Below are 16,018 nucleotides of genomic sequence, written 5' to 3'. Positions count from 1 at the left end.
CCGCAACGGCGAGGACACGATTTGCCCGGGGCGACGTAGGATGTAGGTTGCGCTGCGCTAACCCAGCCTGCCGCTGGCAATGGTGGTGAGTACGCCAAAGCTGATCGCCATCACCACGGCCACCGCCATGCACGCACTGGCAAGTCGAATGCGCCGCGCATCGATGCGCGGAATCAGGCGCCACAGCGCCAGCACGCCGACCAGCATGGACACCGCCAGCGAAATACGGAAAGCGTTACTGCTCAGCAGCGCTCCCACATGCGCGTGTTGTGCACCGCCATGCGCCGCCATGACGGCGCTGACCAGCACCACGAACAGACACCACACCAGGCAGGCCAGATAAACCCGGTTGAACACCACCGGCGTGCGTTCGCTCCAGCGCAGTACGATCCATACGATCAAGGCCGGCAGGATGGCGCCGACGCTGCTGGACAGCACCCACCAGATCACGCTGCTGAGCAGCGTAAGCAGACCCGTCATGCGGTTTCCCCAACGCCGAGGCGACGTAGCAGTTTATCCATCAGCCAGGCCGGCCCGATCAACAAGTAGGCCAGGTCGGTCAAGAAACTCGGTCGGCGCCCTTCGATCAGATGGCCGACAAACTGGCCGATCCAGGCTACGACGAACACCCCGATGCCCAGCCGCAATAGCCAGCCGGGACCGAATTGCTGCAAGAGCCAGGCGCTGGACAGGGCAAACAGCGCCAGCACGATCAGCAGCGCCAATGCGAGCCGGCGCGCATGTTTCCAGTACCACGCGAACGACAGCACGATCGCCAGCACCGCCCACGAACCGGGGCGGAACCACGCTTCCGGTGTCGGTATCGTCCACAGCATGGCGATCGCGGCCCACACGATCGGCGGCACGCAGAGCCAGTGCAGCAACTGGTTGGTCGGATGACGGTGATCGTTGCTGTAGCTGTCGAGCCAGTCGCGCATGCTGCGCTGGCTTGGTGCGGCCTCGGACATCAGTGCGCCCCGCTCTTTGAGAACAGGTTCAATACCAGCACGCCGGCGACGATCAAGGCAATGCCGAGCATCGCGGGCAGGTCCAGCCGCTGCTTGTAGATCACCACGCCGATCAGCGCGATCAGCGCCGTGCCTGCACCCGACCACACCGCATAGGCGATACCCAGCGGCAGCTGTCGCAAGGTCAGGCTGAGGCAGAAAAAGGCCACGCCATAGCCGGCGATCACCACCACGCTCGGCAGCAGTGCGCTGAAGCCATTCGATGCTTTCAGCGCGCTGGTGGCGATTACCTCGGCGAGGATCGCCAGGCCAAGAGTGAGCCAGGCCTGCATGCGCTCAGTCCAGCGTGATGCCGGCCAGGCGCTGCAAGGCTTCGGCGTACTTCGCCGCCGTGCCGGCGATCACCTCGGCCGGAACATGCGGGCCCGGCGCCTTCTTGTTCCAGTCCAGCGTTTCCAGATAGTCGCGCACGAACTGCTTGTCGTAGCTGGGCGGGCTGATGCCGACCCGGTATTGGTCGGCCGGCCAGAAGCGCGAGGAATCGGGCGTGAGCATTTCGTCCATTACGTACAGCTTGCCGTCTTCGTCGGTGCCGAATTCGAACTTGGTATCGGCGATGATGATGCCGCGCTCGGCGGCGTAGCTGGCCGCCCACTTATAAATGGCCAGTGTGGCGTCGCGTACCTGTTCGGCCAGATCCTGGCCGACGGCGGCCACCACCGCATCGAAGCTCACGTTTTCGTCGTGATCGCCCACTGCCGCCTTGGTCGACGGAGTGAAGATCGGTTCGGGCAATTGCTGGGCCTGCTGCAGTCCGGCCGGCAGCTTGATGCCGCAGAGCGAACCGGTGGCCTGGTAATCCTTCCAGCCCGAGCCGATCAGATAACCGCGCGCGATCGCTTCCACCGGCACCGGCTTCAGCCGCTTGGTCACCACGGCGCGCTTGCTGTAAAGGGGCAGGTCGGCGCCTTCCGGCAGCACCTCCGACAGCGGCGTGTGCAGCAGGTGATTGGGCATGATGTGCGCGGTCTTGCCGAACCAGAAATTGGAGATCTGCGTAAGCATTTCGCCCTTGCCGGGAATCGGATCCGGCAGCACCACATCGAAAGCCGACAGGCGGTCGGTGGCCACGATCAGCAGCCGATTGCCGGACAGCGCATGGACGTCGCGCACCTTGCCGCGGTGAATCAGTTCCAGGCCGGGAAGGTTCGATTGCAGCAGGGTGGTGGGCACGGCGCGCTCCGGGGATTGGCGAGCTGGCTATTGTAACGGCCCCGGCGCGGGACACTGGTAGAATCACCCGCTTTATCTTCGTGCGTTGCCCATGCGAACCGTTTTGATCGCGGCACTCGGTCTGACTTGTGCCTTGCCAGCGTTTGCCGCCGATGCGCCACCCAGGCCGACCCGCCTGGGCCTGTGCGCGGCCTGTCATGGCGAAACCGGCATGGCGCAGATTCCCGGCGCACCGAATCTGGCCGGGCAGCGCCTGGATTACCTGCGCAAGGCGCTGAAGGATTATCGCGACGGCAGCCGCAACGTGCCGCTGATGCGCGCCGCCATCGGCCCGGTCAGCGATGCCGAGCTGGAACAACTGGCCCGCTGGTACAGCGCGCAGACACCCCAACCACAGGCCGCCGCGCAGCCATGAGCTACACCTACACCTTCTGGTTCGCCATGGCCGGCCTGCTGCTCGGGCATGGATTCGTGGGTGCGGGCGTGGGCGCGATCGTCGGCTTCGTGCTCGACAACCTGCGCTTCAGCCAGCGCCGCAGCGCTACGCCGGAGGCCGGCGGCTACGTAACGCCGCTGTTTGCCCTGCTTGGTGCGATCGCCAAGTCGGATGGCCGCGTATCGGAGGCGGAAATCGCCATTGCCGAGCGCGTGATGGGGCGCATGGGCCTGGACACCCAGGCCCGGCAGCAGGCGATCAACGCCTTCAACGCCGGCAAGCAGCCGGAGTTCGACGTCACCGGGCCGATCAATGCCCTGCGCCAATGGGCCGGGCTGCGCCGCGACCATGCGTTTCCGGTGCTCGACGTAGTGATCGAGACGGTGCTGGCCGAAGGCAATCCGCCACCCGAAAAAATGGCCATCCTGCGCCAGCTCGCCTTTGCCCTGCGCATCAGCGACATGGAGCTGATGGCCCTGATGGCGATGAAGGGCTACGTCTGGCAGGGCGCCGCCGGCGGCCGTAGCTACGGCCATGGGCCGGGCGGCTATGTGCCGCCGCAGCGCAATACCCAGGGGCCCGATCCCTACGCCGTGCTCGGCATTCCCCGCGATGCGGACGACCGCGCCATCAAGCGCGCTTACCGCAAGCTGATTTCCGAGCACCATCCCGACCGCCTGGGCGACCTGCCGGAAGAGATGCGCAAGCGTGCCGAAGGCCGCGCCAGCGAGATCAACGCGGCCTACGAGCGGATCAAGGCCGAGCGCGGCTTCAAGTAAGGCCACGGGCGGCGAGCGGGCCGCCTCGCTAAAATGATCGCTTCGCCGCGCGTTGCGCGGTCGCCGTCTTTCCTCTCCGAGCCCAGCAGCCATGAGCAAGCAATCCCCCATCATCGCGCCTTCCATCCTCTCCGCCGACTTCGCGCGGCTGGGCGAAGACACTGCCAAGGTGCTCGCCGCCGGCGGCGACTGGGTGCACTACGACGTGATGGACAATCACTACGTGCCCAACCTGACCATGGGCCCGATGGTGCTCAAGGCGCTGCGCGATTACGGCATCACCGCACCCATCGATGTGCACCTGATGGTGAAGCCGGTGGACCGCATCGTGCCGGACTTCGCCAAGGCCGGCGCCACCCGCATCAGCTTCCATCCGGAGGCTACCGAGCACGTCGACCGTACCATCGGCCTGATCAAGGATTCCGGTTGCGAGGCCGGTCTGGTGTTCAATCCGGCCACGCCGCTGAACTGGCTCGATCATGTGCTCGACAAGCTCGACCTGGTGCTGATCATGTCGGTGAATCCGGGCTTCGGCGGCCAGAAATTCATCCCCGAGGCCTTGAGCAAGCTGCGCGCGGTGCGCCAGCGCATCGACGAAAGCGGTCGCCCGATCCGGCTGGAAGTGGACGGCGGCGTTACCGCCGACAATATCGGCGAAATCGCCGCGGCCGGCGCCGACACCTTTGTGGCCGGCTCAGCCATCTTTGGCGCGCCCGACTATCAGGCGGTGATCCACAAGATGCGCGCCGCGCTCGGCGGCTGAGCCGGATTTAGCGCAAAGAAAAACCCGGCACAGGGGGAAATCTGTGCCGGGCTGGAGGGGCGTCGAAAGACGCTAGAGGAGACACCATGGCAGGAGCTGGTGCGTCAGCTGAAAGGGCGGGAGGCTCGGCCGCCAGATCAACTTCGACGCGCTCCACGGCATATGGATCACGCGCCTGCCAAGAGATCGGACCGGGTCATCTCCAATTGGTTCCTCCCTGAACGGAAATAATTTCAGGCCGCCAAAAAAAATCCCCTCCGCACCAGGGAGGGGAAGGAACGCCGGGACAGGAATGACCGGGAAATTGGCTTGGTAATGCGCTTTCGGGCCGCCGGGGTGGCGCAGTCGGCTGGCGTCCTTGCGTGCCGACCGCGCCGGTGCCTTCCACGGCAGCCTGGCAAATGTGAAGACCTATTGCAGACTCAGCAGCAGCGCCAGCAGCAGGGAGCCCAGGGCCAGCACCACGCGCAGCGGTTCGAAGTCGCGGAGTTCGGCATTGGGGTCGACGGAGGGATCGGCGCGCATAAAAGGGCTCGTGGCGGACTGAGGGCTATCAGACTCCCTATCCAGGCGCCGGCTCCGGCATGGCAAGGGCGATCGGCCGACAGAATCTGTCAGAACGCGGGCAGGGCGCGCGAGCGGCTTGCGCTGGCGCCACCCGCATAGCAACCTGCGCGCCATCATCACCGAGGAATCCCCATGGGACGCAGCATTGCCATCGTCGAAGACGAACCGCTGATCCGCGCCAACTACGTCGAGGCGCTCAATCGTTTCGGCTATGACACGCGCGGCTACGGCTCCCGCCAGGACGCCTCCAATGCCTTCGGCGTGCGCCTGCCGGAGCTGGTGATCATCGATATCGGGCTGGGCGACGAGCCGGAGGGCGGTTTCGATCTGTGCCGCGAGCTGCGCGCCAAATCGGCCACCCTGCCGATCATCTTCCTCACTGCGCGCGATTCCGATTTCGATGTGATCTCCGGCCTGCGCCTAGGCGCCGACGATTACCTCAGCAAGGACACCAGCCTGCACCAGCTGGCGGCGCGCATCGCGGCGCTGTTCCGCCGGATCGAGTCGCTGAAGGCGCCGATATCGAGTGAAACGGTGATCGGCCACGGCGCGCTCAAGCTCGAATCCGAGCGCATGCGGGTGAGCTGGAACGATGTGGAAGTGCCGCTGACCGTGACCGAATTCTGGATGGTGCACACCCTGGTGCGCTTCCCCGGCCACGTAAAAAACCGCGATCAGCTGATGCGCGAAGCGGAGCTGGTGGTGGACGACGCCACCATCACCTCGCATATCAAGCGCATCCGCAAGAAGTTCATCGCGGTGGCGCCGGAGTTCGATGCGATCGAAACGGTGCATGGTGTGGGTTACCGGTGGCGTCCGTGATGCGCTTACGCTGGTGGCCGATGTGCCTGCTGGCAGTCGTCGGCGTTGCCACGGCAGCGGCTCCGGCCGATAACGCGATCGATGCGCATGGCCCTGCCGATGGCCAGGCACCGGCCTGGCGCATCAGCAGCACGGCGCCCACCAGCTGGACTCGCGACTGCTGCACTTATGCCAGCGCCATCGGCGTGAACTACGTGCTTTACCAGGGCGAGTGGACCGGCAAACCGGATCGCGTGATGGTGCTCAATGTTTGGCCGTCCAAACTCCCTTCGCTGGAGGCGGAGCTGCAGGACGACCGCAAGCACTACCTGCAAGTTGATCCTGCCGGTAAGGCCGGCGATTTTCCGGTCAGCAACCCGCGCATGCCCTGTAAGGGCGTGATGTATACCGGCAGCGACCATGTCGACGACGTGGTGGTGTTCTGCGATCCGGGCCAGGATGCGGGTATCCGCTACAGCTGGTCGATGACGGTAGGCCAGGGGGATCCGCAGGCCAAGGCTGCGCTCGATGCGTTCAGGCAGGTGGTGGAGCATGCCGCCTACGCAAAATACGCGGCCCCCGCCGCGGCGAATGCAAAAGCGCATTGACGGTGCTGCGTCCACGATGGTCTGACGCATGAGCCTGCGCCAAAAACTATTGCTGGTTGCTTTGTGCACGCTCGCATTGCCGATTGCGGGCTGGCTGTACGTGCGCCAGATGGAAACCTTGCTGCGCCAGGGCCAGGAACAGGCGTTGACCGCAACGGCCACCGCGGTGGCGCGCAGTCTGGCGGTCACCGATGTGCCGCTGCCGCAGCCCGGCAGTGGCTGGTATGTGCAGCAGGCGGTGAATCCGATCAATGTGGACGGCTATGGCGAAGATTGGGCGCCGATGACGCCCTGGAGCCAGAGCATCGGCAAGAACGGCAAGCTGCTGCTGGCCGAAGACGATAACGGCTTCTACATCTACGTCGATGTCCGCGCACCGCGCCGCACGCGTGCAGACGCCGGCGATCCCAATGCGCAGTCGGCCGATCATTTGACGCTCGACCTGGTGCAGGGTTCGCAGCATCGGCGCTACCTGATCGCCAGTGCTGCGCCAGGTGCCTTTACCGCGCTTACTCTGGATCCGGCGGCCGGCGATCTGCCGGATCGCATGGTCGGCCAGTGGCAGGAAGACGGCAGCGGTTACCGGGTGGAATTGCGCCTGCCGCGCGGACTCGGGCTGAGCGCGCTGGGCGTGGGCATTTACACGGCTGTGAATGGCGGCGATCCGCTGGCTACCGAGATGCGGCCGCTGTGGCGCTATTCGCCGGATCTGGCGCAGGAACTGGCGCGGATGGCGCCCGAAGATACGCGGGCACGGCTGGTGGCGCCGGCGGGCTGGTTGCTGGCGCAAAGCGGTCGGCTGACCACCTCCGGCACGCAGCCGGGCTGGCTGTCGTCGGTGATCTACCGTTCGCTGTTGGCCAATCCGCTGGAAGAAGCCGAGCTTTGGACGGCCGACGCGCCGCGCCTGGATCTGCCGGAAATCCAGAGCGCGCGCAACGGTCAGCCCAATACCGTATGGCGCCAGGGCGAAGAGCGCGACAGTGTGGTGCTGGCCACGGCGGTGCCGGTGGAGCGTAATGGCACCGTGGTCGGCGTGCTGTTGCTGGAGCAGGCCAGCCGCGCCGTGCCCTTGCTGGCCAATCGCGCGTTTTTCAGCCTGCTGATGACCAGCTTCGGCGTGATGCTGGTGGCAGGCGCGATCCTGCTGCTGTTCGCCACCCGCCTGAGCTTGCGCCTGGGTCGGCTGCGCGATGCGGTGGAGCGTGCGCAGCTCAACGATGGACGTCTGGACGGCCAGATGATCCAGAGCCATTTCCCGATGGCTGAATCAGATGATGAAATCGGCGACCTGGCGCGCAGCTTCCAAAAGCTGTTCGAGGCGGTGGGCGGCTATACCGATTACCTGCGCACGCTGGCCTCGAAGCTGTCGCACGAGCTCAACACGCCGCTGGCGATCGTGAAGTCCTCGCTGGACAACCTGGAGCACGCCGAACTTTCCGCCGAGGCGCAGCCCTACCTGGCGCGTGCGCGCGATGGCGTGGCGCGCCTGGGCACGCTGGTGCGCGCGATGAGCGAAGCAAGCCGGATGGAGCGCGCGATTGCCGCCGCCGAACCGGAGGATGTGGATCTGATCGATGTGGTGCGCGGTTGTGCCGACGCCTATCGTCCGCTGGCCGGCGCGCGCCGGTTGGAATGCGTATTGCCGCAGCAGGCGGTGCATCTGCATGGTGCGCCGGAGCTAGTGGCCCAGGCGCTGGACAAGCTGTTCGACAACGCGCTCTCGTTCACGCCGGCCGATGGCTGGCTGCGCCTGAGCCTGCGCGCCGTGGACGATGCGGCGGAAATCGAGCTGGCCAACCAGGGGCCGCCGCTGCCGGCGGCCATGCAAGGGCGTTTGTTCGATTCGCTGGTAAGCCTGCGCGACAAGGCCACCCCTGGCGATGCGCCGCATCTCGGCCTGGGCCTGTACGTGGTGCGGCTGGTGGCCGAGCGCCATGGCGGCGTCGCTTCGGCGCGCAATCTGGAAGACGGCAGTGGCGTGGCCTTCACCCTGCGCCTGCACGGCATGCCGCGGCAACGCCTGGCCGGTTGAGCGGCACTTGCTGGCTCCCCTGCGTGCAGGGGAGGGCCGGGTATGGGGCATGCACTGGCCGGCAAGCTTCGCGCTTTCGCTCTGCGCATGGCAGCGCGAAACCATGGCCCTCCCTATACAATCCCCCTTTCCTGCGTTCCACCGGACTTCCCCCACGTGATTGCCCGCGACGAATTCGAGGCGCTTGCCGCGCAAGGCCATACCCGCATCCCGCTAGTGCGCGAAGTGTTCTCCGACCTGGATACGCCGCTCTCCGTTTACCTGAAGCTGGCGGACGGCCCGTACACCTTCCTGTTCGAATCGGTGGAAGGCGGCGCTACCTGGGGACGCTATTCGATCATCGGCCTGCCGGCGCGGCGCGTGTATCGCCTGCGCGGCCATGAGCTGGAAGTGGAGGATGCAGGCGAAGTGATCGAGCGCCGCCATCTGCAGGATCCGCTGGCCGAGATCGAGCAATTGCGCCAGCAATTCCAGGTGCCGCAATTGCCGCAACTTCCTGCGTTTACCGGTGGGCTGGTCGGCTATTTCGGCTTCGAAACCATCGGTTATATCGAGCCGCGCCTGGCGCAGTGGGATCGTGCCGACGAACTCGGCACGCCCGACGTGTTGCTGATGCTGGCCGAAGAAGTCGCCGTGTTCGACAACCTCAAGGGCCGCCTGTACCTGATCGTGCATGCCGATCCGGCGCAGCCGCAGGCGTATGCACATGCGCAGCGCCGGCTGGATGCATTGACCCATCGGCTGCGCCAGGGTGGTGCGTCGTATCCGCAGCTGACGCAATCGGTTGCGCTGGACGAAAGCGATTTCAAATCGTCCTTCACGCGCGAAGCGTTCGAAGCGATGGTGGAGCAGGCCAAGGAATATATCCGCGCCGGCGACATCTTCCAGGTGGTGCCTTCGCAACGCCTGAGCGTGGGTTTCAACGCACGCCCGGTGGATGTGTACCGCGCATTGCGCGCGATGAATCCGTCGCCTTACATGTATTTCGTGGATCTGGGCGATACGCAGATCGTCGGTTCCTCGCCGGAGATCCTGGCGCGCCTGAAGGACGGCAAGGTGGTGGTTCGACCCATCGCCGGCACGCGCAAGCGCGGCGCTACCGATGAGGAAGACCGCGCCCTGGAAGCCGAGCTGCTGGCCGATCCGAAGGAACGCGCCGAACACGTAATGCTGATCGATCTCGGCCGCAACGATATCGGCCGCATCAGCGAAACCGGCAGCGTGGAAGTCAGCGAATCCTTCGTGGTGGAACGCTATTCGCACGTGATGCATATCGTGTCGGAAGTGGAAGGCAAGGCCACGCCGGGGCTGAGCTATATGGACGTGCTCAAGGCGACCTTTCCGGCCGGCACGGTCAGCGGCGCGCCGAAAATCCGCGCGCTGGAAATCATCCAGGAGCTGGAGCCGTGCAAGCGCAATATCTACGCCGGTGCGATCGGCTGGATCGGCTGGTGGGGCGATGCGGATACCGCCATCGCCATCCGCACCGCGGTGATCCAGGGCGGGCGCCTGCATGTACAGGCCGGTGCTGGCATCGTGTACGACTCCGACCCGGCTTCGGAGTGGGAAGAAACCATGAACAAGGGCCGCGCGCTGTTTCGCGCCGTGGCGCAGGCGGCCAAGGGCCTTTGATCCGGCGCTGCGTGGTGCAGGGGATATTTACCGCTGAACGGTCCGTGGCGCTGCATGCATGCGCCCGGACTTGTTCGCATGGGGATCGGCATGTCTAACCAGGCGCGCGCAGACTCGCCGTACTACCGCCGCGATATCGATGGCCTGCGCGCCATCGCAGTGTTGCTGGTGGCGTTCTTCCACGCCGGCTTCGCCCTGTTCAAGGGCGGCTTCATCGGCGTGGACATCTTTTTCGTGATCTCCGGCTTCGTCGTCGCGCGCGCGATCCAGCGCGGGTTGGGCGAAGGGCATTTCTCGTTTATCGGTTTCTACCTGGGACGCGCCAAGCGCCTGGCGCCGGCGCTATATGTGGCGATGGGCTGCACCTTCGTGTTCGCCCTGCTGTATCTGCTGCCCGACGATGCGATGCGCACGCTGAAGACATTGGGCTATGCCAGCCTGCTGTCGGCCAATGTGTATCTGGCGCACAAGACCGATTATTTCGCTTCGCAAACCAACAACCAGCCGCTGCTGCATATCTGGTCGCTGTCGGTGGAGGAGCAGTTCTATCTGATCCTGCCGGCGGTGCTGTGGTTGAGCTGGCGCTGGCCTGCACGTAGGCGCATCGGTTTGTTCGTCGTGCTGGCCGTTGTGTCGCTGGCGGCATCGCAATGGGCGGCGTCGCATGCGACCCAGGGTGCGTATTTCCTGATGCCTTACCGCGGCTTTGAATTTATCGCCGGCGTGTTGCTGTCGTTCCGGCGCGATCCGTCGCGTAGCGGTGGGGCAGATATCGGCGTACTTGCCGGTCTGGTCGTGGCGCTGCTTTCCGGTGTGCTGTTGAGCGCGAGCACGCCGTATCCGGGGTGGATGGCACTGTTCCCCTGCGTGGGCGCGGCGCTGCTGATCGGCTACGGCGGTGCGTCGCGCGTTGCCGGCATGCTGCTGGGCAATCGCGTGATGCTGTTCTTGGGGCGCATCTCCTACAGTCTGTATCTGTGGCATTGGCCGGTGCTGTTTGCGTTCCGCCGCTTCGAGCTGACCAGCCTGCCGTGGACCTTGCTGGCGATCGGCTTGTCGATCGTGCTGGGTTATCTGTCTTATCGCTATGTGGAGACGCCGCTGCGCTATGCGCGCACGCCGCGGCGGCGCGTGGTGCTGGGCTATATCGCGGCGCCGATTGCCGGCGCGTTCGCCTTGTTTTTCCTGGGGCAAGTCACGGATCAGTTCGAGCGCCTGTATCCGGCTTCGTTCCAGCAGTTGTACGCCAGCGCCAAGCAAAACACCTGGGAAAACCCGCGCGGGCGGCAGTGCTGGAATCAGGTGGCGCTGACCGCGGCAGCAACCTGCCGCCTGGGCGCTACCGCGCTGCCGGTGAATGCGGCGCTGCTCGGCGACTCGCATGCCTATCACTTGATCGGCTTTATGGATCGGCTCGGCAACAGCTACGGGCTTTCCATTCACGATCTGGCTTTTCCGCTGTGCGCACCGGTCGTGCAGGCGCCCAAGGCGCAGGCGGCCAATCTGCAGGCCACTCAGGAAAAATGCGCGGCGCACAACCGGGCGGCGTTCGACTACGTGCTGGCCAACAAGCAGATCGGCACCGTGCTGCTATCGGCCAACTGGGAGATCTATGCCCATGCGCCGAGCACCGGCACGGTCAATGGCTTCGGTTTTCCTTCGGGCGCCTTTGCCGACGAGCTGAGCGATACGGTTGCCCAGCTGCTGCATGCAGGCAAGCACGTGGTGCTGTTCGACGATGTGCCGGAAGCGCCGGAGCGGCTGACCAACTGCCCGCTTTACAACCATATGTGGCTGCCGCCGCGCGGCCGGGATTGCAGTTATCCGAGCACGGTGGCCGACAACGGCCATCGCGCGACCGCGGCCGCACTGGCGGATATTGTGAAGAAATACCCGCAAGTTGGGCTGGTCAGCATGTACGACATACCGTGCACGGATAGTCGCTGCGGCACCATGCTGGGCGATGTACCGCTGTATGTCGCCAACGATTACGGTCACCTCAACATGGTGAGCAGCGCGCACTACTACGATGCCTACCTCGCGCGGCATCCGGGCGAACTGCAGCACATCCTGGGCAGCAACCCGGCCGCCATGTCCGCGGCACCCACCGCGACACCCCACGCCACCGGCTCCTAGCCGATCGAATGGAACGAATCGTCATGACCCAGTGCATCCGTTATTCCGTTATCAGCCTGCTGGCATTTGCCTGCGCGCTGCCGGCGATGGCGCAGCAGGCGTGGCCGGACAATGCGCTGAGCCGCACCCAGGCGCTGGCCGAACTGCAGAGCCTGAATGCCGAGTTGCTCAGCCACCCCAGCGCCACGCTGACGCTGGAGCACTGGTGCAGCGCCCATCATCTGGCGGCGGACGCGCATGTCGTCGCCCACCGCGTGCACGGCCAGGACAAGCCCTTGCCCGATGGTGCGCGCGCTCTGCTCGGCATCGGGCCGGACGAACCGGTGCGCTATCGCCGGGTGGCGCTGAGCTGCGGCAATGTGGTGCTGTCGGATGCGGACAACTGGTACGTGCCCGCGCGCCTCAGCGCAGCGATGAACCAGCAGCTGGACAGTTCCGACGTGCCCTTCGGCAAGGTGGTGCAGCCACTGCATTTCCGCCGCCAGACCCTGTCTGCCGAGTTGCTGTGGTCGCCGCTGCCCGAGGGCTGGGACAGCGGTGCGCCGTTGCCGCCGGCCAGCAAGCAGCCGCTGGCGGTTCCGGATCACGTACTGCAGCACCGGGCGGTGCTGTACAGCGCCGACAACCAGCCGTTCAGCCTGGTGGTCGAGAGCTATACCGGCCGGGTGCTGGTCCATCCCTGAGCCGCCGCCGGGGTCAACAGGCCGCTTTTTCATAAGGATTTGCCGGCCCTATGGCTTCCGGCCGGGATGACGGCGGCGCTTGCCATCCCGCACAATGAGCGCCCATGCCGCGCTGCGGCATCGCACGCTGGGCAGCCTCCGCCAGCGCGCCCCACACAGGATTTTCCCGCCATGTTGTTGATGATCGACAATTACGACAGCTTCACCTTCAACCTCGTGCAATACCTGGGCGAGCTGGGCCAGGAGGTGAGGGTGGTGCGCAACGATGCGCTGGACGTAGCGGGGATTCGTGCGCTGAAGCCCTCGCACATCATGATTTCGCCGGGGCCCGGCACGCCGGACGATGCGGGCGTATCGCTGGATGTGCTGCGCGAGCTGTCCGGCGAGATTCCGGTGTTCGGCGTGTGCCTGGGACATCAGGCGATCGGCCAGGCTTTCGGCGGCAAGGTGATTCGCGCCAAGCAGATCATGCACGGCAAGACTTCCCCCGTACGCCACCGCGGCGAGGGCGTGTTCGCCGGCCTGCCGGATCCGTTCGAAGCCACGCGCTACCACTCGCTGGTGGTGGAGCAGTCCTCGCTGCCCGATTGCCTTGAGATCACCGCATGGACCGAGCATGCGGACGGCTCCATCGACGAGATCATGGGCCTGCGCCACAAGACGCTGGCGGTGGAAGGCGTGCAGTTCCACCCCGAGTCCATCCTTACCCAGTACGGCCACGACCTGCTGCGCAATTTCCTCGGCCTACCGCAGCAAAAGCTCGCGGCATGAGCGCCGGGCGCGCCATCACCATCACGCCGCAGGAAGCACTGCAGCGCACGATCGAGCATCGCGAGATCTTTCACGATGAAATGATCGCGCTGATGCGGCAGATCATGAACGGCGAAGTGAGCCCGCTGATGACGGCGGCGATCATCACCGGCCTGCGCGTAAAGAAGGAAACGGTGGGCGAGATCACCGGCGCGGCGCGCGTGATGCGCGAGCTGTCGGCCAAGGTGGACGCGCCGCCGCATGCGCATTTCCTGGATATCGTCGGCACCGGTGGCGATGGTGCTTCCAGCTTCAATATTTCCACCGCTTCGATGTTCGTCGCCGCGGCGGCGGGCGCGCGCATCGCCAAGCATGGCGGACGCAGCGTGTCGTCCAAATCGGGCAGCGCGGACGTGCTGGAGGCGCTGGGCGCCAAGATCGATCTGCCGCCGGCGCAGGTCACGCAGTGCATGATCGAGACCGATATCGGCTTCATGTATGCGCCGAACCATCATCCGGCGATGAAGATCGTGGCGCCGGTGCGCAAGGAAATGGGCGTGCGCACGCTGTTCAACATCCTCGGGCCGCTGACCAATCCGGCCGGCGCGCCGAACATCCTGATGGGCGTGTTCCATCCCGATCTGGTCGGCATCCAGGTGCGTGCCCTGCAGGCACTCGGTGCGCAACACGCGATGGTGGTGTGGGGCCGCGACGGCATGGACGAGATTTCGCTGGGTGCCTCCACCCTGGTCGGCGAGCTGCGCAACGGCGAAGTGCACGAATACGAGATCGAGCCGGAGGACTTCGGCCTGGCCATGGCCTCCAGCCGCAATCTGCGGGTGGAGAACGTGCAAGAGTCCAAGTCCATGCTGCTGGATGCGCTGGAAGACCGCCACGGCGTGCCGCACGACATCGTGTGCCTGAACACCGGCGCCGCGCTGTATACCTGCGGCCTGGTCGGTTCGATCGCCGCCGGCATCGAGCTGGCCCGGGCGACCATCGCCAGCGGCGCGGCCCGTGCCAAAATGGACACCTTCGTGGCAACCACCCGGCGGCTGGCCGAAACACATGCCGCCTGAGCGTAGCCAGCCGTTCCTCTTCCCCATGCCGATCACCGAGCCATGACCGACATCCTTCAACGCATCCTTGCCCGCAAGGCAGAAGAGCTTGCCGAGCGCAGCGCCAAGTTGCCGCTGACAGAGCTGGCCGCGCGGGTGCAGGGCATGCCCGACACGCGCGGCTTCGCGGCCGCGATCGAAGCCAAGATCGCCGAGGGCCTGCCCGCGGTGATCGCCGAAGTGAAAAAGGCCAGCCCCAGCAAGGGCGTGATCCGGCCGGAGTTCGATCCGGTGGCGATCGCCCGCAGCTACGAAATGGGCGGCGCGGCCTGCCTTTCGGTGCTCACCGACAAGGATTTCTTCCAGGGCAGCGAGGATTTCCTGCAGCAGGCTCGCGCGGCGTGTTCGCTGCCGGTGCTGCGCAAGGATTTCGTGATCGATCCCTACCAGGTGTACGAAGCGCGCGCGATCGGCGCCGACTGCATCCTGCTGATCGTGGCCGCACTGGGTGACGCCGATCTGCTTGAGCTGGCCCTGCTCGCCGCCGACCTGGATCTGGATGTGCTGTGCGAAGTGCACGACGCGGAGGAACTGGAACGCGCCCAGGCACTGCCGGTGCCGCTGATCGGCGTCAACAACCGCAACCTGCGCACCTTCCACACCTCGCTGGATACTTCGCTGGAACTGCAGGAGCTGATGGAATACGACCGCATCCTGGTGGCCGAATCGGGTATTCACACGCCGGATGATGTGGCGCGCCTGCGCGAGGCCGGCATCAACGCTTTTCTGGTCGGCGAGGCGTTCATGCGCGCGGCCGATCCCGGTCTGGAACTGAAGCGGCTGTTCGATACGCACTGATCATGGTGACCGGGGATTTGAGTACCGCGCCGGACGCTTCCGGCGCTGACGATCGCGCTTCGCGCATCGTGTTGTTCGATTTCGATGGCGTGCTGTTCCAGGGCGACTCGTTTTCGATGTTCATGCGCTATCGCTATCAGCGCTCCTGGCTGCGCAAACTGCTGGCCTTGCTGGTCATGCCGTGGTGTCTGCTGTGCCTGCCGTTTTCGCGCTGGTGGGCGGCGCGCGCGCTGGTACATGTGGCGTTGTGCGGCCTGGGGCAGCAGCGCTACCGGCTGGCGGCCGAGGATTTCGCCGACCAACTGGTGCGGCGCCCGCGCCAGTTCCATCGCGATGGCCTGCAGGCCCTGCGTCGGCATGTCGCCGATGGCGATGAAGTGATCGTGGTGACCGGCTGCGAGCAGGTCCTGGCGGCGCGGCTGCTGTCGCAGCTTGGCTTGGCGGAAGTGGGCGTGATCGGTTCGCAGTTGAAGCCGGGCTGGTCGGGCATGCGGGTGACTGTGCACAACGTGGGACGGCGCAAGGTGCAGAGCCTGGCCGCCCATGGCGTGAAAGCCTGGCGCGTGGCCTACGGCGACTCGATGTACGACGTGGCGATGCTCAAGCAGGCGCGCGAGGCGGTGCTGGTGAATGGCACGCCCAAGCTGTGCAAGCGGGTGGAGAAGATCCTGGGCCGCTCGGTCACGCGGGTGGCCTGGTTCTAGCGGCAGG

General features: G+C 65.4%; 17 protein-coding genes. 13 read left to right on the top strand and 4 right to left on the bottom strand.

The window, feature by feature from the left end; all coding sequences use genetic code 11:
- Nucleotides 1-57 precede the first annotated feature (57 nt).
- Genes IGX34_RS01350 through IGX34_RS01335 form a run of 4 tightly spaced genes read right to left on the bottom strand, consistent with a single transcriptional unit; the run spans nt 58 to nt 2,201 of the window.
- Nucleotides 58-480 carry a hypothetical protein gene (locus IGX34_RS01350; protein ID WP_192553865.1) on the bottom strand — a complete coding sequence of 141 codons (423 nt, stop codon included), beginning with the start codon at nt 478-480 and terminating at the stop codon, nt 58-60.
- Entirely contained in the window at nt 477-968 is a 492-nt protein-coding gene (locus IGX34_RS01345; protein WP_225737131.1) for an Mpo1 family 2-hydroxy fatty acid dioxygenase, read from the bottom strand. The genes IGX34_RS01350 and IGX34_RS01345 overlap by 4 nt, the downstream gene beginning before the upstream one ends.
- Nucleotides 968-1,300 (bottom strand): DMT family transporter, encoded by a 333-nt coding sequence (locus IGX34_RS01340; RefSeq protein ID WP_192553864.1) that lies wholly within the window; start codon nt 1,298-1,300, stop codon nt 968-970. The genes IGX34_RS01345 and IGX34_RS01340 overlap by 1 nt, the downstream gene beginning before the upstream one ends.
- Nucleotides 1,301-1,304: 4 nt before the next feature.
- The gene (locus tag IGX34_RS01335; RefSeq protein WP_192553863.1) at nt 1,305-2,201 is read right to left on the bottom strand and encodes a phosphoribosylaminoimidazolesuccinocarboxamide synthase; all 897 of its coding nucleotides are present in this window, start codon (nt 2,199-2,201) and stop codon (nt 1,305-1,307) included.
- Nucleotides 2,202-2,292: 91 nt separating this feature from the next.
- Between IGX34_RS01335 and IGX34_RS01330 the strand changes: the two genes are divergently transcribed.
- The 13 genes from IGX34_RS01330 (at nt 2,293) to IGX34_RS01270 (ending at nt 16,011) form a co-directional block, all read left to right on the top strand.
- A complete protein-coding gene (locus IGX34_RS01330) occupies nt 2,293-2,616 on the top strand; it encodes a c-type cytochrome (RefSeq protein WP_192553862.1) in 324 nt (107 codons plus the stop codon).
- Complete coding sequence (gene djlA / locus IGX34_RS01325; protein WP_192553861.1) at nt 2,613-3,416, top strand: co-chaperone DjlA; 804 nt, start codon at nt 2,613-2,615, stop codon at nt 3,414-3,416. Before IGX34_RS01330 ends, djlA begins: the two co-directional genes overlap by 4 nt.
- Before the next feature lie 91 nt (nt 3,417-3,507).
- Nucleotides 3,508-4,179: a ribulose-phosphate 3-epimerase gene (gene rpe / locus IGX34_RS01320; protein ID WP_192553860.1), complete on the top strand. Its 672-nt coding sequence runs from the start codon at nt 3,508-3,510 to the stop codon at nt 4,177-4,179.
- A gap of 699 nt (nt 4,180-4,878) precedes the next feature.
- Nucleotides 4,879-5,568, top strand: coding sequence for a proteobacterial dedicated sortase system response regulator (gene pdsR / locus IGX34_RS01315; protein WP_192553859.1), 690 nt, complete (start codon nt 4,879-4,881; stop codon nt 5,566-5,568).
- Nucleotides 5,568-6,155 (top strand): hypothetical protein, encoded by a 588-nt coding sequence (locus tag IGX34_RS01310; protein WP_192554479.1) that lies wholly within the window; start codon nt 5,568-5,570, stop codon nt 6,153-6,155. The genes pdsR and IGX34_RS01310 overlap by 1 nt, the downstream gene beginning before the upstream one ends.
- 28 nt (nt 6,156-6,183) lie before the next feature.
- Nucleotides 6,184-8,190, top strand: a complete 2,007-nt coding sequence (locus IGX34_RS01305; protein WP_192553858.1) for an ATP-binding protein — start codon at nt 6,184-6,186, stop codon at nt 8,188-8,190.
- Between the two features lie 156 nt (nt 8,191-8,346).
- Nucleotides 8,347-9,822, top strand: a complete 1,476-nt coding sequence (gene trpE / locus IGX34_RS01300) for an anthranilate synthase component I (protein WP_192553857.1) — start codon at nt 8,347-8,349, stop codon at nt 9,820-9,822.
- A 90-nt stretch (nt 9,823-9,912) separates the two neighbouring features.
- Nucleotides 9,913-11,958 (top strand): acyltransferase family protein, encoded by a 2,046-nt coding sequence (locus IGX34_RS01295; protein WP_192553856.1) that lies wholly within the window; start codon nt 9,913-9,915, stop codon nt 11,956-11,958.
- A 23-nt stretch (nt 11,959-11,981) separates the two neighbouring features.
- The gene (locus tag IGX34_RS01290) at nt 11,982-12,641 is read left to right on the top strand and encodes a hypothetical protein (RefSeq protein ID WP_192553855.1); all 660 of its coding nucleotides are present in this window, start codon (nt 11,982-11,984) and stop codon (nt 12,639-12,641) included.
- Nucleotides 12,642-12,812: 171 nt separating this feature from the next.
- Complete coding sequence (locus tag IGX34_RS01285) at nt 12,813-13,412, top strand: anthranilate synthase component II (RefSeq protein WP_192553854.1); 600 nt, start codon at nt 12,813-12,815, stop codon at nt 13,410-13,412.
- Nucleotides 13,409-14,470 carry an anthranilate phosphoribosyltransferase gene (gene trpD / locus IGX34_RS01280; protein ID WP_192553853.1) on the top strand — a complete coding sequence of 354 codons (1,062 nt, stop codon included), beginning with the start codon at nt 13,409-13,411 and terminating at the stop codon, nt 14,468-14,470. The genes IGX34_RS01285 and trpD overlap by 4 nt, the downstream gene beginning before the upstream one ends.
- A gap of 42 nt (nt 14,471-14,512) precedes the next feature.
- Nucleotides 14,513-15,307: an indole-3-glycerol phosphate synthase TrpC gene (gene trpC / locus IGX34_RS01275; protein ID WP_192553852.1), complete on the top strand. Its 795-nt coding sequence runs from the start codon at nt 14,513-14,515 to the stop codon at nt 15,305-15,307.
- 17 nt (nt 15,308-15,324) lie between these two features.
- Complete coding sequence (locus IGX34_RS01270) at nt 15,325-16,011, top strand: HAD family hydrolase (protein WP_225737130.1); 687 nt, start codon at nt 15,325-15,327, stop codon at nt 16,009-16,011.
- Nucleotides 16,012-16,018 lie beyond the last annotated feature (7 nt).

Origin of the sequence: Dyella acidiphila (assembly GCF_014863405.1) — a bacterium.
In the GTDB taxonomy this organism is placed as follows: domain Bacteria; phylum Pseudomonadota; class Gammaproteobacteria; order Xanthomonadales; family Rhodanobacteraceae; genus Dyella_B; species Dyella_B acidiphila.
This window is presented reverse-complemented; position numbering and strand designations above follow the sequence as displayed.

Excerpts from the sequence above, each read along its gene's own strand:
- IGX34_RS01350 (WP_192553865.1), bottom strand. The coding sequence starts at position 480 with ATGACGGGTCTGCTTACGCTGCTCAGCAGCGTGATCTGGTGGGTGCTG.
- IGX34_RS01345 (WP_225737131.1), bottom strand. The coding sequence starts at position 968 with ATGTCCGAGGCCGCACCAAGCCAGCGCAGCATGCGCGACTGGCTCGAC.
- IGX34_RS01340 (WP_192553864.1), bottom strand. The coding sequence starts at position 1,300 with ATGCAGGCCTGGCTCACTCTTGGCCTGGCGATCCTCGCCGAGGTAATC.
- IGX34_RS01330 (WP_192553862.1), top strand. The coding sequence starts at position 2,293 with ATGCGAACCGTTTTGATCGCGGCACTCGGTCTGACTTGTGCCTTGCCA.
- djlA (WP_192553861.1), top strand. The coding sequence starts at position 2,613 with ATGAGCTACACCTACACCTTCTGGTTCGCCATGGCCGGCCTGCTGCTC.
- rpe (WP_192553860.1), top strand. The coding sequence starts at position 3,508 with ATGAGCAAGCAATCCCCCATCATCGCGCCTTCCATCCTCTCCGCCGAC.
- pdsR (WP_192553859.1), top strand. The coding sequence starts at position 4,879 with ATGGGACGCAGCATTGCCATCGTCGAAGACGAACCGCTGATCCGCGCC.
- IGX34_RS01310 (WP_192554479.1), top strand. The coding sequence starts at position 5,568 with ATGCGCTTACGCTGGTGGCCGATGTGCCTGCTGGCAGTCGTCGGCGTT.
- IGX34_RS01305 (WP_192553858.1), top strand. The coding sequence starts at position 6,184 with ATGAGCCTGCGCCAAAAACTATTGCTGGTTGCTTTGTGCACGCTCGCA.
- IGX34_RS01295 (WP_192553856.1), top strand. The coding sequence starts at position 9,913 with ATGTCTAACCAGGCGCGCGCAGACTCGCCGTACTACCGCCGCGATATC.
- IGX34_RS01290 (WP_192553855.1), top strand. The coding sequence starts at position 11,982 with ATGACCCAGTGCATCCGTTATTCCGTTATCAGCCTGCTGGCATTTGCC.
- IGX34_RS01285 (WP_192553854.1), top strand. The coding sequence starts at position 12,813 with ATGTTGTTGATGATCGACAATTACGACAGCTTCACCTTCAACCTCGTG.
- trpD (WP_192553853.1), top strand. The coding sequence starts at position 13,409 with ATGAGCGCCGGGCGCGCCATCACCATCACGCCGCAGGAAGCACTGCAG.
- trpC (WP_192553852.1), top strand. The coding sequence starts at position 14,513 with ATGACCGACATCCTTCAACGCATCCTTGCCCGCAAGGCAGAAGAGCTT.